Raw genomic sequence first — 26691 nt, forward strand, 5'->3', positions numbered from 1 at the left:
ACTGATTCAGATCGCGGTCTGCGTGCCCAAGGCATCAAGAAACGATCGAGCCCAACGGTCGACGTCGTGCGTGAGGACTTGGCGGCGCAGCGCGCGCATCCTACGGCGGCCTTCGGCGGGATCCAGCGTGAGGGCGGCATCGAGCGCGTTCTTGACGCCGTCGAGATCGTGCGGGTTGACCAGGAACGCGCTCGTGAGTTCGGCCGCCGCGCCGGCGAACTCGGAGAGCACCAGCGCGCCGCCGAGGTCGTAGCGCGTGGCGACGTACTCCTTGCAGACCAGGTTCATCCCGTCGCGCACGGGGGTCACCACCATGACGTCGGCGGCGCTCATGAACGCGGTCAGCTCGCGTCGGTTCACCGATTGGTGCAGGTAGTGGACCACCGGGTGACCCACGGTCGAGAACTCGCCGTTGATCCGGCCGACGGCCTGCTCGATCTCGCCCCGCATCTGCCGGTAGTGCTCGACGCGCTCCCGGCTGGGTGTCGCCAGCTGGACCATGGTGACCTCGCTGGGGTCGACGCGTCCGTCGGCGAGGAGTTCGTGCAGCGCGCGGAGGCGCACGTCGATGCCCTTGGTGTAGTCGAGCCGGTCCACCCCCAGCAAAATCTTCTTCGGATTCCCGAGGTCGGCGCGAATTTGCTTCGCGTGTTTCTGGACTTCTTTGTCGCGGGCCAGCGCGTCGAGTCCGGCGGAGTCGATCGAGATCGGGAATGCCCCGACCCGGACGGTGCGGTCGCCGACCTGGACCACACCGGGGCGGGTGCGCACGCCGACCGCGCCGCGGCTCGGCTCCAGGCCCACCAGGCGGCGGGCCAGCCACAGGAAGTTCTGCGCGCCGCCGGGCCGGTGGAAGCCGACCAGGTCCGCGCCGAGCAGGCCGCGGATGATCTCGGTCCGCCACGGCAGCTGCATGAACAGCTCCACCGGCGGGAACGGGATGTGCAGGAAGAAGCCGATCCGCAGGTCCGGGCGCAGCTCGCGCAGCATCGCCGGGACGAGCTGCAGCTGGTAGTCCTGCACCCACACGGTGGCGCCGTGCCCTGCGACCTTCGCGGTGACGTCGGCGAACCGCTGGTTCACCCGCACGTAGGCGTTCCACCAGGTCCGGTGGAACGCGGGCGGCGCGACGACGTCGTGGTAGAGCGGCCACAGCGTGCCGTTGGAGAAGCCCTCGTAGTAGTCGGCGACCTCGGTGGCGCTCAGCATCACCGGGTGCAGCTGGAGGCCGTCCTCCTCGAACGCGTCCACGTCGGCGTCCGCGATGCCGGGCCAGCCGACCCACGCGCCCTTGTGCGTGCGCAGGAACGGTTCAAGGGCGGTGACCAGGCCTCCGGGGCTGTGCTTCCAGCGCTGCGTCCCGTCGGGCAGGCGCTCCAGGTCAACCGGTAGGCGGTTGGCCACGACCAGGAACTCCGCGCCGTTCTCGCCAATGCTGCTCACCGGGTAGCGCCTCCTAAGGATTCGTCTCGCCCACGTCGAGGTTAGTGGGAACGTGCAGGCTGGATGCCCTGTCGTCAGACCCGTCACACAGTGTTGACTTGACGAAAGTCCGTCAGGTGGGCCATCTCACGTGGAAAGCGCGTGTTCAGGTGTTCAGCGCCGGGAACGGGCGGCGAGCCGGCCCAGGCCGGTGCGGACCGGACGCCCCAGATGTTCACCCAGTACGACGCCGGCCGCCAGCGCGAGCGCCGTGGCGGCGGCCAGCACGAGCGTGGACATGCCGGCCGGGTCGCCCTCCGCGGTCAGCTGGTAGAGGCCGCGGTAGGTGGTCCAGCCGGGCAGCAGCGGCACCATGCCGGCCACCGCGAGCAGCAGCGGCGGAGTCCGCAGCCGGCGGCCGACGATCGTGCTGCCGAAACCCACGAGGGTGGCCGCGGCGGCGGCACACGTGACCGTGTTGATGCCGGTCACGGCGAGCAGGCCGTAGGTGGTCGTGCCGCCCGCGCCCGCGGCGGCGGCCATCGGCAGCGCGCGGAGCGGGGCGTAGCCGGCCAGGGCGAAGAACGCGGACGTCGCCGCGCCCGCCGCGAGCTGGAGCGGGACGTCGGAGATCAGCGGCGGCAGCGGCTCGGCCATGTTCGTCCGCACGCCGAACTGCACGCCCGCCCGGAGCGTGAGCGTGATGCCCGCGATCAGGCCGGCGGTGAGCAGCGCGACTTCCATCGTCCGGCCGGCGGCGGTGACGTTGTAGCCGGTGATGGCGTCCTGCACGGTGCCGACCAGCGACAGGCCGGACAGCAGCACCACGATGCCGGTGGCGATCAGCAGCGACGGCCGCACGTTCGGCAGCAGGTCCGTCGCGTACATCGCCAACGCGACCGAGGTGGCCAGGGCGCCGCCGACGACCTGCTGGAAGAAGAACGGCAGCGCGCGCCGGTTGAGCAGCCGGCCGACCCGGTCGATCAGCGCCGTGACGATGGCCGCCGTCAGGGCGAGCACCGCGCTGCCGCCGACCAGGACCGCCACCGCGGCGGCCATGCCCGCCCACGCCAGCGTCGACACCCAGCGCGGGTACGGGTGGTCGGCGAGGCTGATGCGGTCGATCTCGGCGTACGCGTCGAGGGCGGAGATGCCGCCGGACGTGATCCGCCGGACCAGCCGCTCCACGGCGGCGAGGCGCGTGTAGTCGACGCTGCGGCTGAGGACCACCCGCATGGACGTGACGGGCGAGGCGTCCGTGCCGCGGTGGCAGGCGACGGTGATCGACGTGTAGATCACGTCGACCTCGGTGTGCGGCAGCCCGTACGCGTTCGTCACCGCCAGGATGGTGGCGGTCACGTCGGCCGCGCCCGCCCCGCCGGCCATCTGCGCCTCGCCCACGCGCAGCGCGAGGTCGAGCACGAGGTGGACGGTCGAGTCGTCCGGCAGGGACGGCCCTTCGACGGGTCGTGCCTGCACGGTCTCGTTATGCCGCTTGCGCCACAGCCCCACCCGGCGCACCTCCCTCTTGTCGCATGGCCGCCACGCCCGACCGTGTCACATTGGGGGCTGTGTCATGCGCCACCCCCGGAAGAGGTACCCGGGAAGGGTGGCTTGATCACCGTGCGTTCAGTACTGTTGATACCGCTGGCCAGCGGTTTTGCGGGGTTCGGGCACCACCCGGACGGTACCCGCAACCCCCGGACGGCCCAATGCGAGCCCGCGACGAGCAGACCGTTCGCCGCAGGTGGCACCCCGTGCGGGCGCTTACGATGTTCCCGGCCTCCGGGCCATGCCGGTGTAGCTCAATTGGCAGAGCACTCGCCTTGTAAGCGAAAGGTTAGGGGTTCAAGTCCCCTCACCGGCTCCACAGACCCCCTGACCAGCCGCTACGGCAGGTCCCGGGGGTGAAGTTGATCAAGGCGTATCCTTGCACAGCGCTTCGCGCCGCGTGCTCGCGGCCCACGTCGGCCGTGGGCCGCGAGCACTGTGCGGGTGCCGGTCGCGATGGATCAGGACCGGTCGATCAGGACCTCGTAGGCGACGCCTCCCTGGTCCTCGCCGTCGACCGCCTGGACGACGTGCGTCAGGAACTCGCCCGCCGCTCCGGCCGTGAAGGTCAGCTCCGTCCGGAAGCGCTCACCGGGGTTGATCAGCAGACCCCGCAGCGCGGCGCGTTGCGGGTCGACCTGGACCTGCGTCTCGCCGACCTGCTTCACGCCGTCGCCCTGGCCGCCGCCGGCGCGCCAGCGCTCGAACAGGCGCGGGCCGAGGTCGATCACCACGGTGCCCGCCACCGGCTTCACGCCGGTGATCACCAGGTCCGACTTGACCTGCCGGTCGGTCGTGTTGCCCAGGGTGAACCAGGACTTCACCGGCTCCATGACCTTGCCGCGCACGGTGACGACGTTGCGCCACGCGATGTTGTTGTTCCTCTGCGCGTTGAGCGCCGTGGCCGGACCCTCGGCGAACGTCATCGGGTCGGTCGCCGACACCCAGCGCGCGAGCAGGCAGAAGTGGTCGGGGCCGGGGATGTTGCTCCACGGGATCTTGACCACGGTCGCACCCGCGGGCACCGACACCGACTGCTGGCCGATGAAGATCCAGTCGCCGTTGGTGGCGCTGTTCCACGTCGTCGCACCGCCGGCGGGCGTGCGGTACAGCTTGAGCGTGCCCAGGCCGGTGCCGCTGCCGTAGGGGCCCGGGTTGTGCAGCCGCACGTGGATGTAGTTCGTCGCGCCCACGACCGGCTGGATGCCGGCGCAGTCGGCCAGGGTCGGGCACACCTTGATGTCGGGGCTCTGCCACACCGAGCCGTTCGGGTTCGGCTCGACGCCGCTGTCGGTGGGCTGGTCGTGCATGAACACGTCGGTCTGCTTGCAGTCGGCGAGGAACTGCTGGATCGCCGTCGCCGTGCCGGCGCCGTTGGCCGCCGCCTGCACGAACGCCCCACCGGTGGTGGTGGCGTAGTTCTGCATGATCGGGGTGATCACGGCGTTGGAGCCGGGTGACGTCGGGACGTACACCGCCGAGATCTTGATCCCGTTCGCCAGCGCCTGGTTCGCCCTGGTCGACGCGTTCGCCACGTCCGCCGCGGTGTGGACGTCGTCGAAGCCGCCGGGCCGCGCGTCGGTCACCAGCACGACGAACTTCATCGCGTTCGACCGCCACACCCCGTTGAAGGCGGTGTTCTGCGGCCGTCCCAGGGCGGACAGGTTGTTCACCACCGTGTTCAGCGCCTCGTCGGAGGCTTCCGGCTCACCGTTGCCGGCGCTCGCGGCGAGGGTGTTGGTGATGTAGTTGGTCACCGGCGCGGCGTTGCCGGGCGCGAGGTTGGCGTGGACGGTGATGTCGTCCTTGAACGTCACCAGGCCGAACTGGTAGTCGCCGCCGGACGCGACGACCACGTCGTTGACGATCGAGTTGATGCCGGCCTTCAGGTTGGTGATCGCACCGCCCATGCTGCCGGTGTCGTCGAGGACGAACGTGACGTCGAGCGGACCGCAGCGGGAGACCGCCTGCGCGGGTGATGGCGAGGGGGCGGGGGCGGCCAGGGCGGCAGGGGTCGCCTGGACGGTGGAGAGAGCCAAGGCGGCGACGGCCACCAGGGCGCCGCGTCTGTGCGGGGTTCGCATTGCGTTGATCTCTTCTCGCTCGTGCTGCCGGGCACCGGGGCCCGGATGCCCGGACAGCGTCGTCCGGGCATGTCAGGCGGATGGCGCAACCACGTCCCGAGTACGGTCCGATAAGAGCAACTTGTCGGGAGCTCCTGTCCGGCAAACGGCAGTAGCGCGTGCCAAGCTGGTGTGTGGCCTACGAACCGGACGAGTCGCGCTACGACCGGATGACCTACCGCCGCACCGGGCGCAGCGGGCTGGTGCTGCCCGCCGTGTCGCTCGGCCTGTGGCACAACTTCGGGGACGACCGGCCGTACGCGTCGGGCCGGGCGATCGTGCGGCGGGCGTTCGACCTCGGCATCACGCACTTCGACCTGGCCAACAACTACGGCCCGCCCTACGGCTCCGCCGAGGTCAACTTCGGCCGGATGGTCGCCGACGACCTGCGCCCGTACCGGGACGAGCTGGTGATCTCCACCAAGGCGGGCTACGACATGTGGCCCGGCCCGTACGGCGAGTGGGGTTCCCGCAAGTACCTGCTGGCGTCGCTGGACCAGTCGCTGTCCCGGCTCGGCCTCGACTACGTCGACATCTTCTACTCGCACCGGTTCGACCCGGACACGCCGCTGGAGGAGACGGTCGGCGCCCTCGTCAGCGCCGTCCAGCAGGGCAAGGCCCTCTACGTCGGCATCTCGTCCTACTCGGCGACCAAGACCCGAGAGGCGGCGGAGCTGCTGCGCACGGCGGGCGTGCCGCTGCTGATCCACCAGCCCTCCTACTCGATGCTCAACCGGTGGATCGAGAACGAGCTGCTGGACGCGCTGGGTGGGTTGGGCGTCGGCTGCATCGCTTTCTCGCCGCTGGCGCAGGGCATGTTGACCGACAAGTACCTGCACGGCGTGCCGGAGGGCTCACGCGCCACGCAGGGCAAGTCGCTGTCCGAAGACCTGTTGAGCGAGGCGAACCTGGCGCACGTGCGGGCGCTGGACGAGATCGCGTCGTCACGCGGGCAGTCGTTGGCCCAGCTCGCCCTGACCTGGGCGCTGCGGGACGAGCGCGTCACGTCGGTGCTCATCGGCGCGAGCAGCGTCGAGCAACTGGACGCCAACGTGGCCGCCCTGGACGGCCCGCCGCTCACCGACGACGAACTGGAGCGGATCGACGAGCACGCGGTCGAGTCGGGCGTCGACCTGTGGGCGGAGTCCTCGAACGCCGGTTAGCGCGGCAGGGTCACCGTCACCGCGGTCGAGCCGGGACGGCTTGCGAGGTCGACCGCGCCGCCGTGCGCGAGGACCAGCGAGTGCACCACCGCCAGCCCGAGCCCGCTCCCGCCCCGGTCACGCGTGCGCGAGTCGTCCACCCGGTAGAACCGGTCGAAGACGCGGGCCTGGTCGGCGGCCGGGATGCCGGGACCGGTGTCGGCGACCCGCAGCACGACCGACCCGTGCCCCACCGACGACCCGGGCTCCGCGGACGGCCGGGGCTCCACCGACGGCCGGGGCTCCGCGGGCGGCCTGGGCTCGACTGACAGCGACACCGACGTGCCCGGCGGCGTGTGCACGGCGGCGTTGGTGAGCAGGTTGTCCACCACCTGCCGCAGCCGCAGCGGGTCGAACGCCAGCCGCACCGGCCCGTCCGGCACGGTCAGCGTCAGCGGGTGCGCCGGGTGGGCCGCGCGGAACGCGTCCGCCGCCTCCCGAGCCAACGCCGCCAGATCGCCGTACGCCACCCTCAGCGGCGTCTCCGCCTCCGCCGAGTCCAGCCGGGCGAGCAGCAGCAGGTCGTCCAGCAGCACGCTCATCCGCGCCGCCTCCGACCGCAGCTTCTCCAGGTGCGCCTCGCGTTCCTCCGGCGCGTTCGCCGCCGCGTACCGGAACAGGTCCGCGTAGCCCCGGATGGACGTCAACGGCGTCCGCAGCTCGTGCGACGCGTCCGCGATGAACCGCCGCAACCGCTGCTCGGCGGCGGTGCGGGCGGCCAGCGAGGTGTCGATGTGGTCCAGCATCGTGTTGAACGCGCTGCGCAGCTCCTCCACCTCGACGCCGCCGCTGCCGCCCTCCGCGCGCACCGGCAGCCGGGCCGAGTCGGTCAGGTCGTGCGACGTGATGTCGTGCGCGGTCCGCGCCATGTCGCTCAACGGCTGGAGCCCGCGCCGCAGCACCGCCCGCCCGATCACCACGAACGCGGTCAGCGCGAGCAGGAACGTGATCACCTCCACGATCACCAGCTGCCGCACGGTGGTGGCGATGTCGTTCATCGGCGCCGCCGTGACCAGCACGACCCCGTCCGAGACGGGGGATCCGCGCAGCCGGTAGACGCCGTCGCCCTTCAGGTGGTCCGTCCAGTACACCGGCTCCGGCCCGTCGACCTTCAACGCCACGTCGGTCATGTCGTCGCGGTCGGCCGGCTGGTCGTCCGGGTTCCTGGGCACCGCCCGGCCGTCACGCACGTCGTAGACCACCGAGTACCAGCCGTAGGCGGCGCCCTTGAGCGTGCCGGTGGCGGCGAGGTTCTTCTTCACCGAGGCCTGGGTGGTCTCCATCTGCGCGTCCAGCCGGCGTTCCAGGAACTCCTGCATCCGCTCCGCCATCACCGTGCCGACGACCGCGAACACCGCCAGCGCGAGCGCGCCCAGTCCCAGCGCCAGGCGCGTGCCCAGGCGCAGCCGGCTCACCCCGCCACTCGCCGCAGCACGTACCCCACGCCGCGGACGGTGTGGATCAGCGGCTCGCCGCCGTCGTCCAGCTTGCGGCGCAGGTGCGACACGACCAGCTCCACCACGTTCGACCGGCCGCCGAAGTCGTACTCCCACACGTGGTCGAGGATCTGGGCCTTCGTCAGCACGGCGGGGGACCGGCGCATCAGGTAGCGCAGCAGCTCGTACTCGGTGGGCGTGAGGGTGACGAGCCGGCCGCCGCGCCGCACCTCGCGGGTGTCCTCGTCCAGCACGAGGTCGGACACCTTCAGCACCGACCGCTTCCACGCCGGCCCGCTGGACCGCCGCAGCACGGCTCGCAGCCGGGCCATCAGCTCCTCCACCGAGAACGGCTTCACCAGGTAGTCGTCGCCGCCTCGGGTGAGGCCCGCGACCCGGTCGGCGGTGCCGTCGCGGGCGGTCAGGAACACCACCGGCACCATCGCGCCCGCCGACCGCAACCGGTCCAGCACGGTGAAGCCGTCCACGTCGGGCAGCATCAGGTCGAGCACCACGATGTCGGGGTGGAAGTCGGCCGCCGCCCGCAGCGCGGCCTCACCGCTGCCCGCCGTCACCGCCTGCCAGCCCTCGTACCGCGCGACCGTCGCCACCAGGTCCGCGATGTGCGGCTCGTCGTCCACCACGAGCAGTCGAACGGAGGTGCCCTTGTCCACCCGCCCATGGTGCGGCACCGCCACCCGCCGGGCGACGCCATCCGCCGCCGGCGGCCGGATCAACAGCCAGTCGACAGGTCCACGACAGGAGGCGCACAGCCGACCCGCCGCAGGCGGTCCGCCGACCGGGCGGTCCGCTGGGCTCGCGGGCTGGTGAAGACGGGCGGCGGGCCGGTCCAGTCGCCGAGCGCCGCCAGCGTCCGGAAGCGCATGGCGCGCACCACTTCCCGGAACCTCGGGCCGGGTTCGTCGGGCAGGAGCGGGACGGCTTCGGCCAGGCGTCCCAGGTTGGCCAGCACCGCGCCGCGGTGGGCGACCAGTTCGGCCTCGTCGATCCACCAAGCCCACGGAGGGGCGGAGGGGTCGTCGTCGAGGGCGGCGCGGGACTGGTCCAACGCGCGCAGCGCCGGCGCCGCCAAGCGCATCCGCGAGTAGGCGCGGGCCCGGCGCAACGCGAACATGGCCCGCACCCGCGGCGAACGGGTGGTCGCCTCGCCGACCTCGGCCGAGGAGAGCGCTTCGGCGAACCGCCCGACATGGGTGCGCTGCATCGACATGGTCAACAGGGTCAGCGCCTCGAGATCGCGGTTGCCCGCCGCCCGCGCCAACGCCAGGGCTGCGACGTTGTGCCGGTGCGCCTCGACCTGCCGTTCCTCCTCGAACAGGATCCAGCCCGCCACCTCCAGCAGTTCGGCCAGCGCGTCGACCGCTTCCCGACCGACCGGCGCGTGGCGAACGGCCAGCACCGCCAGGTCGGCGACGTCACGCGCGCCGGGCTCGCCGTCGAGGTCGATCAACAGCCGGGTCACCGCCCGGATCCCGCTCGGCACCAGCCCACCCCCTCGAACGCACTGTTCCCGCACGTCATTGGGCCGAACAGGTGGGCCGCCTGTGACCACTCACACGCGCTCTGCTACGGTTCCGCCCACGGGTTTCCCGCTCCACGGCAGGTCAGCCTGGTTCCGCGCTCGGGGCGTGTCCCACCGCAGACCACGTGGAGAGCCGGCCTCGGTCGCACGCATTCGGGAACGTGCGTGCCGAGGCCGGCTTCCCCGTACTCACCCCGGTCACGAGTACCGGGCGAAGTCGAACTCCTGCCCGGTCACCGAGCGCCCCAGGTCCGCGCCCAGTTGCGTGAGCAGGTCCACCAGTTCCAGCCCGGCCAGCCAATCGCGCGGCAACGCGGCGGTGCCGTGCAGGGCGCCCAGCACGTTCCCGGTCAACGCCGCCGTCGCGTCACTGCCGCCGGAGTGGTTGGCCGCCGCGCGCAACGCGTCCACGAACTGCGCCCGCTTCGGGTACACCAGCACCGTGTGCACGGCGATCGCCAGCGCCTCCGGCCCGGTCCACCCGCTGCCCAGCCGGTCCACCCGCACCGAGTCGAACGCCTGCGCCTTGTGCTCGTCCGCGAACACCACGGCCCGGTTCAGCGTGTTCGCCGTGTACGGGTCGTCCCGCAGCACCCGTCCGATGACCTGGTCCACGGCTTCCCTCATCGGCCGCCCGCGCACCGCGAGCAGGTGGATGAGCAGCGCGAACGCCCCACCGGACACCCAACCGCCCGTGCCGCCGTGGGTGAGCGCGGCGAACCGGCAGCCGAGGTCGTAGGCGATCTCGGCACTCGGCGCGAACCCGGCGGGCGCGGTCCGCGTCACGCCGTTGCAGCCGGACGACTCGTTCTGCGGCTGCTCCGGCGTCGGCGGCGTCTCCGCGGCCAGGGCGCGCAAGCACGTCAGACCGGGCGACCGACTCGAGTACAGCCGCTCGTCGCCGACCAGCCCCACCGCGCCGGGCTCGGGGGCCGCGGCCTGCTGGGTGACCAGCCACCGCCGGTAGCTCCGCCAGACCACCTCGATCGGATCCCACTCGCCGGTCGTCCGCCCGCGCACCCACGCCCGCAGGTAACCGTCCGCGGTGAACAGCGTCAGCTGCGTGTCGTCGGTGACCAGGGCGGGGCGCGGCGGCTCCAGCACGCCTTCAGGCCCGTGGTCGCGCTGGATGTCGGCCCACCCGAGGTACTGGATGGGCGCGCCGAGGGCGTCGCCGAGAGCGCCGCCCAACAGGCAGGCCGCGCCACGGTCGACCACGTTCATCGGCTCGCGCGGCACTGGCCCTCCTGCACTCGCCCCAGGGACTGTCCCGGGGGCCAAAACCCTAGCCCTCGCGGGCCCGTCCGGTGCCGGCAGCACGACTAGTTGACCAAGCAACATCTACCCACAGGTATCCAACGGCGTTCCCGGCGCACCTGATCCAGTGACCGAGCCGCGCACGAGCCGGGGGAGGGGCATGGCTGACCGGAGCAGGAGTGGGCTGGAGTTCGGCGTGCTCGGACCGTTGCAGGTGCTCGCCGACGGCCGGCAGCTCCTCATCGGCCGCAAGGGGATGCGCGGACTGCTCGCGATGCTGGTGCTGGAGGCCAACCGGGTGGTCCCGATCGACGAGATCGTGGACAGCCTGTGGTCGGACGAGCCGCCGGCCACCGCCAGGACGATCGTGCACGGGTACGTGTCGCGCCTGCGCCGGATGCTGGAGGAGGCCGACCCGACCGGCTCGGCCCGGATCCTCACCACACCGCCCGGCTACCAGCTGTCGGTGGACCCGTGGCGGCTCGACTTCCACCGGGCCCGGCAGCTCGTGTCCAGCGCTCGCGGCAAGCCGGCGCCGATCCGGGCGCAGCTGCTGCGCGAATCCCTCGGCCTGTGGCGGGGCCAGGTGCTGGCGGACGTGCCGGGCGACCCGGTCACCACCGACCTGGAGGAGCTCCGCCTGGCAGCGGTCGAGGAGCGCATCGAGGCCGAGCTGGAACTGGGCCGGCACCTGGAGCTGGTGGGGGAGCTGCGCCAGCTGGTGACCGAGTACCCGTTCCGCGAACGCCTCGTCGGCCACATGATGCGCGCGCTCTACCGGTCGGGTCAGCGTGCCGACGCCCTCGACGCCTACCAGCGCTTCCACCGCCGCGTCGTGGACGAGCTGGGCATCGACCCGGGCCCTGGCCTGCGCGTGCTGCACGAGCAGGTGCTGCGCGACGACCCGGCGCTCAGTTCGCCGGGTCTGGTCGAGGCCGCCCCGGCGCCACCTCGCCCCGGCGTCGTCGTCCCCGCGCAGCTGCCCGCCGCCGCCAGCGGGTTCATCGGCCGGGACGAGGAACTGGCCTGGCTGGACCGGCTGTGCGACGTCCGGGACCTGACCGCCACCACGATCGCCGTGGTCAACGGCGCGCCGGGCATCGGCAAGAGCGAGCTGGCCGTCACGTGGGGGCACCGGCGGGCCGAGCAGTTCCCGGACGGGCTGCTGTTCGCGTCCCTGAACGGCTTCGCCCCGGACCGCGACCCGGTGGAACCCGCCGAGGTGCTGGCCCGCTTCCTGCTGGCGCTGGGCGTGCCCGCGGACGGTCTGCCGCACGGCCTGGACGACCGGGTGGGCCTGTACCGGTCGGTGCTGGCCAAGCGCCGGGTGCTGGTCGTGCTGGACGACGCCTGGGACCCCGAGCACGTGCGCCTGCTGCTGCCGCCGGGCGCCGGTTCGGTGGTCCTGGTGACCAGCCGCCGTCGCCTGGAGTCCCTGGTCGTCAGCAACGGCGCCCGGATGCTCACCCTGGACACGCTGTCCGAGGAGGAGTCCGTCCGCCTGGTGGACGAGGTCGTGGGCAAGCCCCTGTCCGAGCAGGAGCCGGTGGCGATCCGCATGCTGGTGGAGCTCTGCGGAAACCTGCCCCTGGCCCTGCGCATCGCCGCCGCCAAACTCGTGTTCAGTCCGGAGTGGACGGTCGCGGACCTGGTGGCGCGGCTCTCCGACGACGACGCCCGGCTGCGCGCCCTGGACCTGGCCGACAGCGGCGTGGGGGTGGGCCGCGCGCTGGCCGTCTCCTACCGCAACCTCCCACCGGAACTGGCCCGGACCTTTCGCGCCGCCGGCCTGGTGCCCGGCCGCTGGGTGAGCCCGCACGCGATCGCCGCCGTCTGCGAGATCGACCTCGGCACCGCGGCGGCCCGACTCGCCGACCTGGCCGACGCGCACCTGGTCGTGGAGCAGTGGCGCGGCGGCTTCGTCCTGCACGACCTGGTCCGCCTGTACGCCCGTGAAGTGGTCGAGGACCGCGAGCACCGCGCGCTGCGCCGCCTGATGTCCCACTACCTGGGCGCCTGCGACCGCGCGAGACGCCTCATCCGACCGGTCTCGGACGGCCTGGACTTCACCCACTCCACGACCGTCCCCAGACCGGCCACGTCGGCGCAGGCCCTGTCCTGGTTCGACAAGGAGTGGCCGAACGTCATCGCCCTGGTGCACGCCGGCGCCGAAGCCGGCCTCCACGAAGAGGTCTGGCGGCTGGTGCGGCTGGTGCACACGTACTGCGTGACCAGGCTCGTCTGCCGCGAGTGGCACGGCATAGCCGAGTCCGGCCTCGCCTCCGCCCGGCTGATCGACGACCGGCGCGGCGAACTCCTCCTGCTGCACGCGATGCACGACGTCAACAACCGCGCGGGCGCCCTGCGCGGCACCCTCGAACACGCCGAAGCGGCACACCGAATAGCCGTGGAGCTGGGCGATCCGCGCTACCTGGTGATGACGTTGGACCAGTTGGCGCTCGCGCTCATGGCCGACGGCAGGCCCGAGGAAGCCCTGGTGCACCACCGCGAAGCCGTCGACCTGGCCCGCCGGGACGGCGACGCGCTCCACGAGGCCACGGTGCTCAACAACCTCGCCCAGGTGGAGCAACGCCTCGGACAGCGCGAAGCCGCGGCCCGCCACCAGTTCCTCGCGATGGAGATCTACCACCGCAACGGCGACGAGCGCGCGTACGCGGTGGCGGTGAACAACCTGGCGGAGCTGTACGCCGAGCTGGGCCTGCTACCGGAAGCCGAGGAGCACGCCCGGCAGGGGGTGGAGCTGGCGCGCGGCGGGTCCATGCAGTTCGAGGAGGCGTTCGGGCGGCAGGTGCTCGGCACCGTGCTGGCTGAACGGGGTGAACGCGTTGCGGCGCAAGCGGAGCTCGCGGAATCGCTTCGGCTGTTCGAACGCCTGGGCTCCACCCGGTCGATGTTGGTCCGAACGGCGCTTGAAGCCTTGACCTCCGGGGTTTAGCCGCTGTTTAGCACCGCGGTGGGCGGTCATGGGACTTTGGACCTGCGCCGATCAGCAGTAGCGGTCAGCGCTGGGTGGCACTTGGCAGGGGGAGCCAGGGGGGAAGGCCACCCGAACCCGCTGGGCCGGCGTTCGGGGGAGAGCGCCGGCCCAGCGGGGTCGTAGGGGATCGCCGCCCCGGGGGCCGTGCTCGCCGCCGTCGGGCGCTGGGTTCGACGGCCACCGCCGATGCCGGTCAACGCCCTACTCGGCGCACACGGGGAGCAGTTCGGGCCGCTTGGGCACCACGCCGTCGCCCATCGACTCACCACGCAGCTGCCGGGCGACCCACGGCATCACGTGCTCCCGCGCCCACTTCAGGTCGTGCCGCCGCTGCGTCATCCAGTCCTCGTCCATCAGCGGGGGCCAGGGCGTGTTCCACTCCTCCTCCACCCGGAACCCCAGCACCTCGGCCGCCCGCAACGCCACCCGCCGGTGTCCCTCGGGCGACAGGTGCAGCCGGTCCGCGCTCCACGCCCGCCGGTCGTGCAGCACGGTCATCGACCACAGGTCGACCACCTTGCAGTGGTAGCGCTCGGCCACCGACCACAGGTGGCTGTTGTAGATGGCGATCTTGCCGCGCAGCGACCGCAGGAACGGCGTGTGCTTCGGGTCGAACCCGGTGAAGATCAGCACCTCCGCGCCCGCCGCCCGCAGGTCGGCCACCGCGATCTCGTACACCTCGGCCAGCGCGTCGGCGTCGCTGCCGGGCACGAGGATGTCGTTGCCGCCGCCGCACAGCGTCACGAGGCGCGGCTTCAGCGACACCGCCAGCGGGATCTGCTCGTCGACGATCTCCTGGAGCATCTTGCCCCGGATCGCCAGGTTCGCGTACCGGAAACCCTCTTGGCGGGCCGAGATCATCGCGGCCAGCCGGTCGGCCCAACCCAGGTAGGTGCCGTTCGGCGCCGGGTCGTCCATGCCTTCGGTGAAGCTGTCCCCCAGTGCTACGAAGCTGTCCAATCCGTCCACAGTCCCTCCCTGCGCGCACGCGGCACCCCCATGACCGCGCACGACAGCATGCAACGCGATGCCGGCCCTACGCCACCGTGGGTTGGCGAGGCTGTTACCAAGGTGTCACTCCACCGTGTGAACGCGCCCGGGAATCACCAGGTCCGCGACAACCGGGTGCGGCGCACATCACGTCGGTCGAGATCACCCGGGAAGGGTCGGGTGCGGGAGGGACCGCCGCCGCGGTCCACCTCCCGCGCACCGGCGTCCCGCGACCGGCCGCCTCCCGGTCGACCGCCGACCCGGAGCGGCCACCGGCCTCCGGACGGCCGACCGCGTTCAGCCGGCCGCGGCCTCGACCGGCATCCCGTAAGCAGCCCGCAGCCGGGCCTCCGCCCCCGCCGACGCCCCCACCGCGTCCAGCCCCAGCAACGCCGCCCCCACCACCGGCGGCACGTCCACCACCCGCACCCGGACCTGGGGCGCGACCGCCCGCAACCCCTCGTCCACGGCGTCCGCCACCAGCCCGCCGGCGCCGGTGACCACCCCGCCCCCGAGCACCACGTCCACCGCCTCCTCCAGCAGCCCCAGCCGCGCCAGCGACACCCGTGCGAGCGACACGACCTCCTCGACGAGCCGGTCCACCACCGCCCGCGCCACCGCGTCCCCGGCCGCCGCCACCTCGAACAGCACCCGGCACAGCGCGTGCGGATCGAAGGCGACCTCCCCGAAGTGCAGCCGCTCCACCACCTCGGCCAACGTCTCGTGGTGCGTCCCGGAGACCGCCGCGCAGTGCGCGATCACGGCGTCCAGCAGCGCCGTCGGCTCACCCCGCCCGTCCTCCGCCCGCACCGCCAGCCACAACGCCTCCGACCCGAGGTGCTCGCCGCCACCCCAGTCACCCGAGATCCGCCCCACCGCCGGGAACCGGTGCGTCCGCCCGTCCGGCGCCACCCCGACGCAGTTGATGCCCGCCCCGCACACCACCGCCACGCCGACCCCGTCCGCCGTCCCGGCGCGCAGCAACGCGACCGTGTCGTTCCCGACCACCGTCGTCCCGGACCACCCGCGCGCCGAGATGGCGTCCCGCAGCGCCTCCTCCTCCCGGGGGTAGTCCGCCCCCGCAAGGTAGGCGGCGGTGTGCACGGCGATCGGCTCGCCGGCAGGCAGCCCGGCCAGGCGCGCAGCCTCCCGCGCCATCCCCTCGAACACCTCCACGCTGCGCGCGAGCCCCACGCCCTGCGGTGACGCCCCCGGCCCGAGCACCCGCGCGAGCACCCGCCCCTCCACGTCGACCAACGCCATGGCCGTCTTGCTGTTGCCGCCGTCGATGGCGAGCACCCGGTCCGTCACACCATCCCCTTCGCCCACGGCAGGAAGTCCGCGTTGCGCGCCACGAGGTCGTCGGCCAACTCCTCGGCCACCGAGAACTGCCCGATCAACGGGTGGGCGAGCAACGCGTCCGCCACCCGGTCACGCCCACCGCGCACCGCCGCGTCCAGCGCCAGGTGCTCGTAGCTCGTCACGTGCGAGATCAGCCCGGAGATCGACGGCGGCACCGGCGGCACGGGCAGCGGCGACGCGCCCCGCGCCGTCACCGACGCGGGCACCTCGATCACCGCGTCGTCGGGCAGGAACGGCAGCGTGCCGTCGTTCCGCACGTTCACCACGTGCTGCTCCACGTCCGCACCCGAACCACCGGTCAACGAGTGCACCAGCTGCACCGCCGCTTCCGAGTAGTAGGCCCCGCCCCGCCGGTCCAACTGCGCGGGCTTCGTCACGACCGACACATCGCCGTACAGGTCGAGCAGCTCCTTCTCCACCCCCGCCACGACCTCCGCGCGCGGCGGCTCGGTCCGCTGTCGACGCACCACCTCGTCGTGCTCGTAGAAGTACTTCAGGTAGTACGACGGCACCATGCCCAGCCGCCGCACCAGCGACGCGGGCAGCCCGATGTGCCCGGCCACCGCGTCACCGTGCCGTTCCAGCAGCTCGGGCAGCCGGTCGACGCCGTCCACGAACACCCCGGTCTCCCAGGTCAGGTGGTTCAGCCCGACGTGCTCCAACCGCACGCGCTCCGGCGCGACCCCCAGCACCCCGGACGTCCAGCGCCGAAACCCGATCGCCACGTTGCACAACCCGACCGCGCGGTGCCCGGCCTGCGACAACGCCCGCGTGACGATCCCGACCGGATTGGTGAAGTTCACGATCCACGCGTCGCCGGCCACCGCGCGCACCCGTTCGGCGATGTCCAGCACCACGGGCACCGTCCGCAGCGCCTTGGCCAGCCCGCCCGCTCCGGTGGTCTCCTGCCCCACGCAGCCGCACGCCAGCGGGAACGTCTCGTCCGACGCGCGAGCCGTCTGCCCGCCCACCCTGAGCTGCAGCAACACCGCCGAAGCGCCGTCGACCCCCCGTTCCAGGTCGGACGTGGTGGTGACCCGCGCCGGGTGCCCGGCGTGCGCCAGCAGCCGCCGCGAGAACGCCCCCACCACCGCCAACCGGGACGCGTCCGGGTCGACCAGCACGATCTCGTCCACCGCGAGGCTCGTCCGCCGCCCGGCGATCCCGTCGATCAACTCCGGCGTGTACGTCGACCCGCCGCCGACAACGGTCAGCTTCACCCTTTGACCCCCGTGAAAGTGATGCCCCGGACGAACGAGCGCTGCGCGAGCACGAACAGCACCACCGCCGGGAGCATGATCAGCAACGTGACGGCCATCGCGAGGTTCCACTGCACGTGGTGCATGCCCTTGAACGACGCCAGGGCCAGCGACAACGTCCACTCGCCCGGCTTCTCGCTCGTGTAGAGCAGCGGGCCGAAGTAGTCGTTCCACGTGTAGAGGAAGCAGAACAGCGCGGTCGCCGCGATACCCGGCCGCGCCATCGGCACCACGATCCGCGCCAACGCCTGGAACTCCGTGCAGCCGTCCACCCGTGCCGCGTCCACATAGGACTGCGGGATGGTCAGGATGAACTGCCGCAGCAGGAAGATGCTGAACGCGTCGAACAGGAAGTACGGCACGATCAACGGCCACAGCGTCCCGGTGAGCCCCAGGCCGGCCCACGTGTCGTACAGCGGCACCGCGACCACCTGCGGCGGCAGCATCATCGCGCCGACCACGAGCAGGAACACCACGTTCCGCCCGCGCCACCGCAGCTTGGCCAACGCGTAGGCCGCGGGGATGGAGGACAGCAACATCCCCGCCGTGGCCAGCCCCGAGTACAGCAGGCTGTTGCCGAGGTACCGGACCAACGGCGCCTGCTCGAACACCTCCAGGAAGTTGTCCCAATGCCATTCCCGGGGCCAGAGGTCCTTGGTGAACGCCTGGCTGTCCGACATGACCGCCGTCAGGAGGACGAACACGATCGGCAGTGCGAACATCAACCCCAGTGCCAGCCCGAGGCTGTGCACCGCGACCCAGTCGAGCACTCCCCGCCAGTCGCGCGGACGCCGTGCCACGGTGGTCATCCGCCCTCCTCCTGGTGCGAAGCCCGGCGCATCCGCTGCACCAACAACGCCGTGGCGGCGAACGAGATCGCGAACAGCACGGTGGCCATGGCCGCCGCGTAACCCATGTCGAAGTACCGGAATCCCTGGGTGTAGAGCCACATGGGAAACGTCAGCGTGGAGTTCTCCGGAAAGCCCAGCACCTTGGTGGACCCGGTCACGTCAGCCGATCCGCTGGCGGCCGACCCGGCCACGACGGCCTGCGTGAACAGCTGCAACGCCAGGATGACGGAGTTCACCACCCCGAACGCCAGCACCGGCGAAATGGTCGGCAGCGTGACGTGCCACCACCGCCGGACCGCTCCCGCGCCGTCCAGCTCGGCCGCCTCGTACTGCTCCTGCGGCACGTCCAGGACCGCCGCCAGAATGATGATCATCAAATCGCCGGACACCCACAGCATCACCGCCGCGATACCCGGCTTCGCCCACACGGGATCGGCGAACCACAGCGGCCCCTCGATCCCGAACCACCCGAGCAACGCGTCCAACGGCCCTTCGTTCGGGCGCATCACCAGGAAGAACACCAATGTCGCGGCCACGGGCGGGGCCAACGACGGCAGGAAGCACAAGGTCCGGACCAGAGCCACGCCCGACTTCAACCGGGCGATCACCGAAGCCACGCCCAAGGCGAACACCACGCGGGCGACGGTCAGCACCACCACGAACCACAGCGTGTTCCGGACGGCGATGTGGAACAGCTCGTCGGAGAACATGTAGGCGTAGTTCTCCCAGCCGACCCACTCCGGCGGGTTGATCAGGTCGTACCGGGTGAACGAGAGCCAGATGGTGGCGATCAGCGGGTACCCGAAGAACAGCGCGAACCCGAGGATCGCCGGCGCCAGGAACGCCAGCACGGTCAGGCGGTGACGGGCGCGCGAGCGGGACCGCCCCTTCGCCGGGGCGGGCCGCACCACGTCCACGCGGTCCAGCGTGGCCGTCATCCCTACTTGCCGCTCTTCGCGACCTGGTCGTCGATCCGCCGGTCGACTTCCGCCAGCCCCGCCATCAGGTCGGGCACCTTGCCCGCCTGCCACGACGTGGCGAAGTCGCCGACGGCCTTGATGTGCGCGTCACCGATCGGCGTCACCGGGTTGCCCTGGAGCTTGCCCGACACCGCCAGGTCGATGAAGGTCCTGAAGTTCTCGTCCACCTCCAGCCGTGGGTCGGCCAGCGCCGCCTTCGTGCTCGGGATGTTCTTGATGCCGTTGGCCAGGTCGACGATCGTTCCGGTGTCGAACGACAGGTGCTTGATCAGCTCCCACGCCGCGCCGGGGTTCTCCGCGCCCTTCGGGATGCCCATGATCGTGCCGGTGGTGAAGCCGATGCCGTACAGGTCCGGCCTGCTCGTCGGGAACGGCGCGGTGCCGAAGCGGAGGTCCGGCGCCTGGTCCTCCAGGAACGCCGTGCGGTACTCGCCGTCCACCATCATGGCGATCTTCCGCTGGTGGAACGCGTGGTCGGTCGAGTACTCCTGGCCGAGCCCGGCGCGGAACCGCTCCAGGTCGTCGTACCCGTAGAAGTCCACGAGTTCCTTCTGGAACCTCAGCATCTCCGCCCACTCCGGCGACGCGAGACCCGACCTGCCGTCCGGCTTCTCCCACTTCGCGCCGAAGTTCGGCGCCCAGATCGGCGGGCGGTTCGCGTAGAAGAGCATGGTCGGCAGGAACCCGGCGACCTCGATCGTGCCGTCCGCCGCCTTCTTGGTGGTGCGCTTGGCGAAGTCGAGCAGTTCGCCCGTCGTCTTCGGCGGCGCGGTGATGCCCGCCTCGGCGAGCATGTCCTTGTTGTAGTACAGCCCGTACACGTCGCTGAGCAGCGGCATCGCGCAGCGGTTGCCCTTGTACTCGGTGTAGGACCGCACCGCGTCCGGGATCTGGCCGAGGTCCACGCCGTCGCGGTCGATGTAGGGCTGGAGCTGCTGGAACGAGCCGCTGGAGCAGAACTGGCCGATGTTGTCGGTGGTGAACGACAGGGCCACGTCCGGCGGGTTGCCGCTGCGGATGCCCGCGGTGATCTTGTCGTCGTCCTGGCTGCCCTCGTGCCTTATGTCCGCGTTGGGGAACTTCTTCGTGAAGCTCTCCAGGGCTTCGGTCACCTCGGCCTGCTCGCGGCCCGAGTAGTTGCTCCAGACGGTCAGGGTGAACGCGTCGTCCTGACCGGGAGCCGCCGCCGGCCCCGCCTGCCCGGCGCCCCCCGAACCCGCCGCGCAGGCGGTGAGGGGCATCGCCGCGGCCACCAACAGCAACGCTGCGCGATGGAGCTTGCGCATGTGCTCTCCTTCATCTCAGCGTGCGGACGCGGCCCCCTGGTGGGGACCGCGGAAGGGTTCGGTCGTGGCGGCGGGCAGACCGAACACCTCTTCCCTGACGACGGACAGCGCGGAGTGCAGCGCGCCGGAGCGCACCGGTTTCCCGGTCACCAGGGCGAGTCGGACGGGGGTGCGCGGCAGCACCAGCCGGCGCAGCTCGGCGGCGACGAGGTCGGCGAGCGTCGTGCCGCCCGCCTGCGCGATGTCGCCGGAGAGCAGCACCAGCCCGGGGTCGAGCACGGTGATCACGTTCGCGGCGCAGGTGGCGATGCGGCGGGCCAGGTCCACCAGGAACTCCCGGCCGGCCGGTCCTTCGCTCAACGCCTTCGCCACGGCGTCCTGACCGGTGCGCGCGGACACGCCGTGCACGCGGGCGAGTCGGGCGATGGCGGGGCTGTCCATCAGGTCGCCGTAACGGCTGCCGGCGCGTCGTGCGCCCGTGTCGGCGTGCGCGTGGTCGGGGACCTGCATGGCGTCGATCTCGCCGGCGCCGCCCGTCGCGCCCCGGATGAGGACGCCGTTGACGACGACGGCCGCGCCGACCGCGTCGGCGGGCCACAGCAGGACGAAGTCCTTCACCCCCTGGGCCCGGCCGGCGATCATCTCTTCGAGGGCGACCAGGTTGACGTCGTTCTCGATCGTGACGGGGGTGGTGAGGAGGGCTTGCAGCTCCTGCGGGATGTTCTTGTTCTCCCAGCCGGGCATGTGCGGCGCGTAGTTGAGGAGACCGGTCGCCGGGTCCACCGCACCCGGACTGCCCACGACCACGTGGTTCAGGGCGTCGGTGGTGAGACCGGCCTGGGTCACCGCCTTCGTGACGGCGCTGTGGAACGCCTCCAGCACGCCGGTCTTCGGCATCGGGGCGCGGTGCTCGGTGAGCGTCGCGCCGGAGACGTCGGCGATGGCGATGTCGACCGCGTCCGGGGTGAGGTCGACGGCGGCGACGTACGCCAGCGCGCCGTTGACCGTCCACAGCTGCGCCCGTGGGCCCCTTCCTCCGCCGCGCAGACCCGTGCGCAGGACCGTGCCCTCTTCTTCCAGGCGGGTGAGGAGCTGGGCGGTCGCCGGTTTGGAGAGGCCGATGAACCCCTCCAGCTCGGCCCTGGTCAGCGCGCCGTGGCGGAGCAGCGCCTCGATGGCGGCGCGGTCGTTGATCTCGCGCAGCAGCCTCGGGCTCCCGGCTCGCATCGCCCCTCCTGTCTGTTAACTTTCCAGACTATTTCCTGCGGTGACGTTAGTGACGGCGCTCACCACGCGTCAATGGCCCGAGACGGGTCTGTTACCTGGGTTAGGCAGGCCTAAGGCACCCTTGGGGTATGACCGACACGCGTCAGGAGTCGCTGGCCGCACTGCTGGGCGGGCGGGGTGGCGCGGTGGACGCCTCGCTGCCGCCGTTGGCCTTCGTGCTCGGGTGGCTGCTCGGCGGGCGATCGATCGAGGTCGGCGCGCTCGCGGCCGTGGCGGGCGGCGTGGTCGTGGGCGCGGTGCGGGTGGTGCGCGGCGGTCGCCCCCGCGCCCTGCTCCTGTCCGTCGCGCTGGTGGTCGTCGCCGCGTACATCGCGCTCCAGACCGGCCGCGCCGAGGACTTCTTCCTGGTGCAGATCTTCCTGAACGCGGCGTCGGCCCTGGTGTGGTCGGCGTCCATCGTCGTCCGCTGGCCGCTCCTGGGCGTGGTGGTCGGCTTCATCACCGGCCAGCGCTTCCGCTGGCGCCAGGACCCCGACCTGCTCCGCGCCTACCGGATCGCCTCCTGGCCGTGGGTGGGCCAGTACGTGCTGCGCGTCGTGGTCTTCGGCGCCCTCTGGCTGGCCGGCGAGGTGATCCTCCTGGGCATCATGCGCGCCGCCCTGACGTGGCCGCTCCAGGTCGCGTGCATCGCCGTGAGCTGGTGGGTCCTGCGCCGAACCCTCCCCGCCGACCACCCCGGCCTGCGCCACCCCCGCACCCGACCCCGTGAGCCGTAGGACTCACGCGGCCTGAACGCAGGACTCGCGCGGAGGGTGGGTCAGGTGGGGCGGGGGGCGGTGTCGCCCAGGACCTTGACGGCGGCGAGCCACGCCGCGCCGGCGGCGCCTTCGGTGGCCACGTGCACGGGCGCCGTGGTGCGGGCCGACAGCTCGCGCTTGAGGCGTGCGCCGAGGGGATGGGCGTTGACCAGGCTGCCGACCAGGACGATCGGGGTCCGGTCGTGGTCCGGTCGCGCGGCCATGGCCAGGTCGGCGAGGACGGTCACGGCCGCGCTGATGATCCGGTCCGCGGATGGGACGGTGGAGCGGGCCGTCACCAGGGGCGCGTAGGTCGCCAGGTGGATGGGCGGGGTGTCGTTGACCGCGGCGATCAGCCGACGCCACTGGTCGCGCCGGGGCATGGCGGGAATCCCGGCGTGGTCGAGCACGGCGGCGGACAGGGCGTCCAGCGCGTCCTGTTCCAGAGCGACCAGGGTCGCCCGCACGGCCTCACGTCCCAGCCAGAACGCCGAACCCTCGTCCCCCAGCAGCCACCCGTGACCCCCGACGGTGGACACCAGCCCGTGGTGCTCGATCCGGGCCGCGATCGACCCCGTCCCGGCCACTAGCACCGTGCCGTCCGGTGACGCGGAACCGGTCGCGAACGCCGCCTCGCAGTCCGTGATCACCCGCATCGGGCACCGCAGCCCGGCACCGGTCCAAGCGGCCTCGAACAGCGCCGCCACCGCCGGGTCGGTCAGCTTGCTCGACCCGGCCATGCCCAGCACGCCCGCCTCGACCTTCGCCGGGTCCAAACCGTCCAGCGCCGCCGTCAACGCCTGGCGGATGTGCGCCGCGGCCCGCTCCGGCGGGTGTGAGTTGGGGTTCGCGCCGCCCGCGACCCCGGCGCCCAGGCGCGCGCCGTCGAGGTCGAGCACCAACGCCCGGGTGCTCGTGCCGCCCGCGTCCAGACCGACCACCAAGCCCATTCGGCTGAGTATGCCCAGCGCCGACCAGGTCCGGCACACCCAACCGGGTAGTGCCGGACCTGGCTCTCCGTGATCAACGACTGGTCGGCGCTGGTCGGCGGTGGTCGACCGCTGAGCAACGGCTGGTCGGTGGTGGTCGACCGCGCGTCGACGGTCAGCGCGGCGCGAGGACCTGCGCCCGGTCACCGGACGCGTTGTGGTGGTGCAGCAGGAGCAGGCTGTCCGCCTTGCCGGAAGCCGACGACCCGGCGTCCCGCAGCACCTCCAGCACCGCCTCCGGCTCCGCCACGAACGTCACCCCACCGGCCAGGGCGAGACCGGGCCGGAGCGGGTCGAACGACATCGGCGCGCCGATCCGGTCCACGAACCCGTCCGTGTTCCCCGGCGCCGGGTACTGCCCCGTCATCCCCACCGTGTACGTGAAGCGCGCGCTGGCGGCCGTCGGATCGATGCCCAACGCCGTCAACGCCACCGGCAGCACCACCACGTCGCTGTCCATCACGTTCGTGTCCACGTCGCCGTACTGCCCGTTCAACGGCTGCTCGTCCACCACCGCGCCGTCCGCCGTGCGCACGGTCCGCGCCAGCCACACGTCCGCCGTCACGCCGCCGAGCTGGTTGGTCGGCTTCACCGCACGCACGATGTAGTCGTGCACGCCGTCACCACCGGTGTCGATGCCGATCCGCGGGCTGTTGGTGTGGCCCAACGTCACCCAGTCGTGCCAGGTGGCGATGCCGAACGCGACCATCCCGCCGGACGACGCCACACCCACGTACCGCAGGTCGCCGCCCTTCGCCGAACCGTTCACCGCGCAGTCCACCCGCACCCCGTCCGCGCAGTCCGGCATCTGCGGGCTGGTGCCCTGCAACTCGAACGCGCTCACCAACGACCGGTACGCCTGGTCGCCCTCACCCTGGTCCACCACCCGACCGCGCAGGACCACCGCGCCGTCACCGCGGTCGACCGCCTCGACGTCCCCGACCGGCTCGGGCGCCGCGTACACCGGCACCCTCAGCGTGAGGTCGTCGGACCGCACGAGCAGCCGCCCGGACGCCTCGGCCAGGAACTGCCGCGCCACGTCCGCCTGTTGCTTCACCACCGTCGGGTCGGCCACCTTGCGCAGCTCGTCCGGCGTGAGGTGGAGCGCCACCCGCACCGTCCTCGACCCGCCGGGCGGCAACACGACCGTCGGCGGCCACACCTCGAACCGCGCGCCGGGCACGGTCGTCGCGGCCTCGTACGAGACCATCGCCGAACGCGCACGGGACGACTTGTTCACCACGTTCACCGTCTTCGCCACCGACATCGGCGCGGCGGCCTGGACCGGCCCGAACGTCACGCCGACCGTCCCCGGGTCGTCCTGCACCATGGCCAGCAGGTCTGCCCCCACGGCGCCGAGCGCGTCCACCCGGCCGGCGCCGACCCGCATCGGGGCCTCGGGCGTGCCGGTGGTGTGGTCGTCGCCATCGGTCACCCGGCCGGCCGCCGTGTTCACGACCGCGGCCTTGACCTCCTCGACCGTCCACTCGGGACGGACCTCGCGGACCAGCGCGGCGATGCCCGCCACGTGCGGCGCGGCCATCGACGTGCCACCCATGCTGACCGCCTCGGCGCCCGCGCCCACCTCGGCGGACAGGATCGTGTCGCCCGGTGCGGCGACGTCCGGCTTGGCGGCCGAGGCACCGCGCGCACCACGTGACGACGACGGCGTCATCGTGTCCGCCAGGGTCGGCGTGACCGTCGGCACGGCGTTGCGCAGCGAACCCAGCATGCGCAGCCGGAGCGTGCCGTCGGCCATCGCGGGCCGCAGGGCAGCGGTCGCGGCGGTGGTGAACTGGAACACCGGGATGCCCGCGTTGCCCGCGATGCCCGCCTTGAAGGTGTTGCTCGTGGCGGTCAGCAGCACGCCTTCAGCGCCCGCAGCCTCCGCGTTGTCGGTCAGCGCGCCCGAGCCGCACTCGCGGGTCGTGTCGTCCTCGTCCCACTCCAGCCACACGAACTTGCCACCGAGGTCCTCGGTGATGGGTGCGCAGCCATCGGTGTTCGCCGGTTCGGACACCGGCACCACGGGCAGCGTCCGGTCCAAGGAGGTGTAGTCGTTGTAGAACTTGCTGTACTGGCCGGAGTGCCGCACGCCGGCCACCTCCACACCGTCCAGCATCGCGGACGCGTCCCGCGTGTTCGCCACGGCCAGCGCCTCGGGCGTGTTCCCGGGGGAGCCGCCGACGTCGTAGAAGTCGCCGCCGTTGCCCGCCGCCGCGACGACCAGCACGCCGTGCTCCACGACCTTGCGCACGAACAGGCTGTCCGGGTCGTCCTGGCCGCCGAAGTCGCTGCCCAGGGACAGGTTCACCACGTCGAGGCGGTCCGCGAAGTCACCGTCGCCGTTCGGGTCGAGGGACCAGTCGAGGGCCGGGCCGACGAGGTCGGTGGACCCGGTGCAGCCGAACACCTTCAACGCGTACAGCGACGCTTTCGGCGCCGTGCCGGGGCCGATCCTCATGCCCGCCACCGCCTCGGGCGTCAACGACCTGTGGTCACCGGTGAACGTCGTGCCGTCGGCGTTCACGCCGTACCCGGCGGCCGAGCCCGCGACGTGCGTGCCGTGTCCGTGGCAGTCCAGCGGGTTGGGGTCGGGGGTGGGGACGGTCCGCTCGGGCACGTCGCCGTCGTAGGCGTCGCCCGCGAAGTCGTGGCCCCCGACGACCTTCGCGGTCGGGGTCCAGGGCGCGGTGCGGTCGACGGCGTCGTAGGCGGCGGTGGTGCCGGGGCCGCCGAAGTCGGCGTGCGTGTAGTCGATGCCGGTGTCCACGATGCCGATGCGCACGCCGTCGCCGTACCGGCCGGTGTCCCGCCAGACCTGCGCGGCACCGGTCAACTCCACCGAACCGGAGTTCTGCACCCGTTTCGGCACGGTCCGCCGCACGGTCTTGACCTCGGGCAACGCCATCAGGTCGCGCAGCTTCGCGGCATCGGCGGTGACCACCACGCCGGGCACCGCGTTGCGCGTCCCGGCGACCCTCCGGGCGCCGGCGTCCTTGTCCCGCAACGCCTGGAGCACCCGGTCGGCCTGCTGGTCGACGTGCCGCCGGGCAGCCCGCGCCGCGGCCACCGGATCCCCCGCGCCGCGAGCCATCTCGTCGCCGTACGCCTTGGCCGCCGGCGTGCCGGTCAGCTCGACGAACGCGGTGACCGGCCCGGTGGCCGCGGCCGGCGTCCCGCCCCGGCCGGGCGCGCCGTGCCCGGCCCGGTTCGGTGGCAGCGGTTGGGCGGTGCGACCGGAAGCGCCGGCGGGGTCGGCGGCGGCCGGGAGAGTCGCAGCCGGTGCCCCGATGGGTAGCGTGACGAGCAGCGCGGCGATCGTGGCGGCGGACGTCCACACCGCACGGTGGAGTTTCATCGCGACCTTTCGTAGCCGGGATTCATCGGAGCGATTACCGGACAACCTCTAGACGGA

The 26691-nt window shown here is 72.2% G+C and carries 19 protein-coding genes and 1 tRNA gene; 4 read left to right on the forward strand and 16 right to left on the reverse strand.

Annotation, left to right across the window (positions count from 1 at the left end):
• Window positions 1-6: 6 nt before the first annotated feature.
• Complete coding sequence (locus ACRAKI_RS01930; RefSeq protein ID WP_447005327.1) at window positions 7-1443, reverse strand: alpha,alpha-trehalose-phosphate synthase (UDP-forming); 1437 nt, start codon at window positions 1441-1443, stop codon at window positions 7-9.
• A gap of 153 nt (window positions 1444-1596) precedes the next feature.
• Window positions 1597-2934 (reverse strand): threonine/serine ThrE exporter family protein, encoded by a 1338-nt coding sequence (locus tag ACRAKI_RS01935; RefSeq protein WP_447005328.1) that lies wholly within the window; start codon window positions 2932-2934, stop codon window positions 1597-1599.
• 282 nt (window positions 2935-3216) lie between these two features.
• Between ACRAKI_RS01935 and ACRAKI_RS01940 the strand changes: the two genes are divergently transcribed.
• Window positions 3217-3292 (forward strand) — tRNA-Thr (locus tag ACRAKI_RS01940).
• 142 nt (window positions 3293-3434) lie between these two features.
• Here ACRAKI_RS01940 and ACRAKI_RS01945 read toward each other — a convergent pair.
• Window positions 3435-5057 carry a vWA domain-containing protein gene (locus ACRAKI_RS01945; protein WP_447005329.1) on the reverse strand — a complete coding sequence of 541 codons (1623 nt, stop codon included), beginning with the start codon at window positions 5055-5057 and terminating at the stop codon, window positions 3435-3437.
• A 173-nt stretch (window positions 5058-5230) separates the two neighbouring features.
• Between ACRAKI_RS01945 and mgrA the strand changes: the two genes are divergently transcribed.
• Window positions 5231-6259 (forward strand): L-glyceraldehyde 3-phosphate reductase, encoded by a 1029-nt coding sequence (gene mgrA / locus ACRAKI_RS01950; RefSeq protein WP_447005330.1) that lies wholly within the window; start codon window positions 5231-5233, stop codon window positions 6257-6259.
• Here mgrA and ACRAKI_RS01955 read toward each other — a convergent pair.
• The 4 genes from ACRAKI_RS01955 to ACRAKI_RS01970 all read right to left on the reverse strand — a co-directional run bounded on the left by ACRAKI_RS01955 (window position 6256) and on the right by ACRAKI_RS01970 (window position 10516).
• Entirely contained in the window at window positions 6256-7713 is a 1458-nt protein-coding gene (locus ACRAKI_RS01955) for a sensor histidine kinase (RefSeq protein WP_447005331.1), read from the reverse strand. The two genes, mgrA and ACRAKI_RS01955, sit on opposite strands and share 4 nt — an antisense overlap.
• A complete protein-coding gene (locus ACRAKI_RS01960; protein WP_447005332.1) occupies window positions 7710-8408 on the reverse strand; it encodes a response regulator transcription factor in 699 nt (232 codons plus the stop codon). The genes ACRAKI_RS01955 and ACRAKI_RS01960 overlap by 4 nt, the downstream gene beginning before the upstream one ends.
• 59 nt (window positions 8409-8467) lie before the next feature.
• Window positions 8468-9238, reverse strand: coding sequence for a hypothetical protein (locus ACRAKI_RS01965; protein ID WP_447005333.1), 771 nt, complete (start codon window positions 9236-9238; stop codon window positions 8468-8470).
• 237 nt (window positions 9239-9475) lie between these two features.
• The gene (locus tag ACRAKI_RS01970) at window positions 9476-10516 is read right to left on the reverse strand and encodes an ADP-ribosylglycohydrolase family protein (protein WP_447005334.1); all 1041 of its coding nucleotides are present in this window, start codon (window positions 10514-10516) and stop codon (window positions 9476-9478) included.
• A gap of 178 nt (window positions 10517-10694) precedes the next feature.
• Between ACRAKI_RS01970 and ACRAKI_RS01975 the strand changes: the two genes are divergently transcribed.
• On the forward strand, window positions 10695-13490 hold the full coding sequence (locus ACRAKI_RS01975; protein WP_447005335.1) for a BTAD domain-containing putative transcriptional regulator: 2796 nt from the start codon (window positions 10695-10697) through the stop codon (window positions 13488-13490).
• Between the two features lie 243 nt (window positions 13491-13733).
• Here ACRAKI_RS01975 and ACRAKI_RS01980 read toward each other — a convergent pair whose 3' ends face one another.
• The 7 genes from ACRAKI_RS01980 to ACRAKI_RS02010 all read right to left on the reverse strand — a co-directional run bounded on the left by ACRAKI_RS01980 (window position 13734) and on the right by ACRAKI_RS02010 (window position 21487).
• Window positions 13734-14501 carry an SGNH/GDSL hydrolase family protein gene (locus ACRAKI_RS01980; protein ID WP_447005336.1) on the reverse strand — a complete coding sequence of 256 codons (768 nt, stop codon included), beginning with the start codon at window positions 14499-14501 and terminating at the stop codon, window positions 13734-13736.
• A gap of 318 nt (window positions 14502-14819) precedes the next feature.
• Window positions 14820-15833, reverse strand: a complete 1014-nt coding sequence (locus ACRAKI_RS01985; protein WP_447005337.1) for an N-acetylglucosamine kinase — start codon at window positions 15831-15833, stop codon at window positions 14820-14822.
• Window positions 15830-17104 carry a 6-phospho-beta-glucosidase gene (locus tag ACRAKI_RS01990; protein WP_447005338.1) on the reverse strand — a complete coding sequence of 425 codons (1275 nt, stop codon included), beginning with the start codon at window positions 17102-17104 and terminating at the stop codon, window positions 15830-15832. Before ACRAKI_RS01990 ends, ACRAKI_RS01985 begins: the two co-directional genes overlap by 4 nt.
• Window positions 17101-17952, reverse strand: coding sequence for a carbohydrate ABC transporter permease (locus ACRAKI_RS01995; protein ID WP_447005339.1), 852 nt, complete (start codon window positions 17950-17952; stop codon window positions 17101-17103). The genes ACRAKI_RS01990 and ACRAKI_RS01995 overlap by 4 nt, the downstream gene beginning before the upstream one ends.
• Entirely contained in the window at window positions 17949-18932 is a 984-nt protein-coding gene (locus ACRAKI_RS02000; protein WP_447005340.1) for a carbohydrate ABC transporter permease, read from the reverse strand. The genes ACRAKI_RS01995 and ACRAKI_RS02000 overlap by 4 nt, the downstream gene beginning before the upstream one ends.
• A 2-nt stretch (window positions 18933-18934) precedes the next feature.
• Window positions 18935-20260 (reverse strand): extracellular solute-binding protein, encoded by a 1326-nt coding sequence (locus ACRAKI_RS02005; protein ID WP_447005341.1) that lies wholly within the window; start codon window positions 20258-20260, stop codon window positions 18935-18937.
• A gap of 15 nt (window positions 20261-20275) precedes the next feature.
• Window positions 20276-21487 (reverse strand): ROK family protein, encoded by a 1212-nt coding sequence (locus ACRAKI_RS02010; protein ID WP_447005342.1) that lies wholly within the window; start codon window positions 21485-21487, stop codon window positions 20276-20278.
• Between the two features lie 128 nt (window positions 21488-21615).
• On the opposite strand from ACRAKI_RS02010, the gene ACRAKI_RS02015 reads away from it, so the two are divergent.
• A complete protein-coding gene (locus ACRAKI_RS02015; protein WP_447005343.1) occupies window positions 21616-22263 on the forward strand; it encodes a DUF3159 domain-containing protein in 648 nt (215 codons plus the stop codon).
• Between the two features lie 41 nt (window positions 22264-22304).
• Here ACRAKI_RS02015 and ACRAKI_RS02020 read toward each other — a convergent pair whose 3' ends face one another.
• Window positions 22305-23234 carry an N-acetylglucosamine kinase gene (locus ACRAKI_RS02020; protein ID WP_447005344.1) on the reverse strand — a complete coding sequence of 310 codons (930 nt, stop codon included), beginning with the start codon at window positions 23232-23234 and terminating at the stop codon, window positions 22305-22307.
• Between the two features lie 154 nt (window positions 23235-23388).
• Window positions 23389-26634: a S8 family serine peptidase gene (locus tag ACRAKI_RS02025; RefSeq protein WP_447005345.1), complete on the reverse strand. Its 3246-nt coding sequence runs from the start codon at window positions 26632-26634 to the stop codon at window positions 23389-23391.
• Window positions 26635-26691: the final 57 nt, after the last annotated feature.

Source organism: Saccharothrix isguenensis, from assembly GCF_052936305.1.

Coding starts and splice junctions, on each gene's coding strand:
- ACRAKI_RS02005 (WP_447005341.1), bottom strand. CDS start 20,260: ATGCGCAAGCTCCATCGCGCAGCGTTGCTGTTGGTGGCCGCGGCGATG.
- ACRAKI_RS02010 (WP_447005342.1), bottom strand. CDS start 21,487: ATGCGAGCCGGGAGCCCGAGGCTGCTGCGCGAGATCAACGACCGCGCC.
- ACRAKI_RS01995 (WP_447005339.1), bottom strand. CDS start 17,952: ATGACCACCGTGGCACGGCGTCCGCGCGACTGGCGGGGAGTGCTCGAC.
- ACRAKI_RS02000 (WP_447005340.1), bottom strand. CDS start 18,932: ATGACGGCCACGCTGGACCGCGTGGACGTGGTGCGGCCCGCCCCGGCG.
- ACRAKI_RS01975 (WP_447005335.1), top strand. CDS start 10,695: ATGGCTGACCGGAGCAGGAGTGGGCTGGAGTTCGGCGTGCTCGGACCG.
- ACRAKI_RS02015 (WP_447005343.1), top strand. CDS start 21,616: ATGACCGACACGCGTCAGGAGTCGCTGGCCGCACTGCTGGGCGGGCGG.
- ACRAKI_RS02025 (WP_447005345.1), bottom strand. CDS start 26,634: ATGAAACTCCACCGTGCGGTGTGGACGTCCGCCGCCACGATCGCCGCG.
- ACRAKI_RS02020 (WP_447005344.1), bottom strand. CDS start 23,234: ATGGGCTTGGTGGTCGGTCTGGACGCGGGCGGCACGAGCACCCGGGCG.
- ACRAKI_RS01945 (WP_447005329.1), bottom strand. CDS start 5,057: ATGCGAACCCCGCACAGACGCGGCGCCCTGGTGGCCGTCGCCGCCTTG.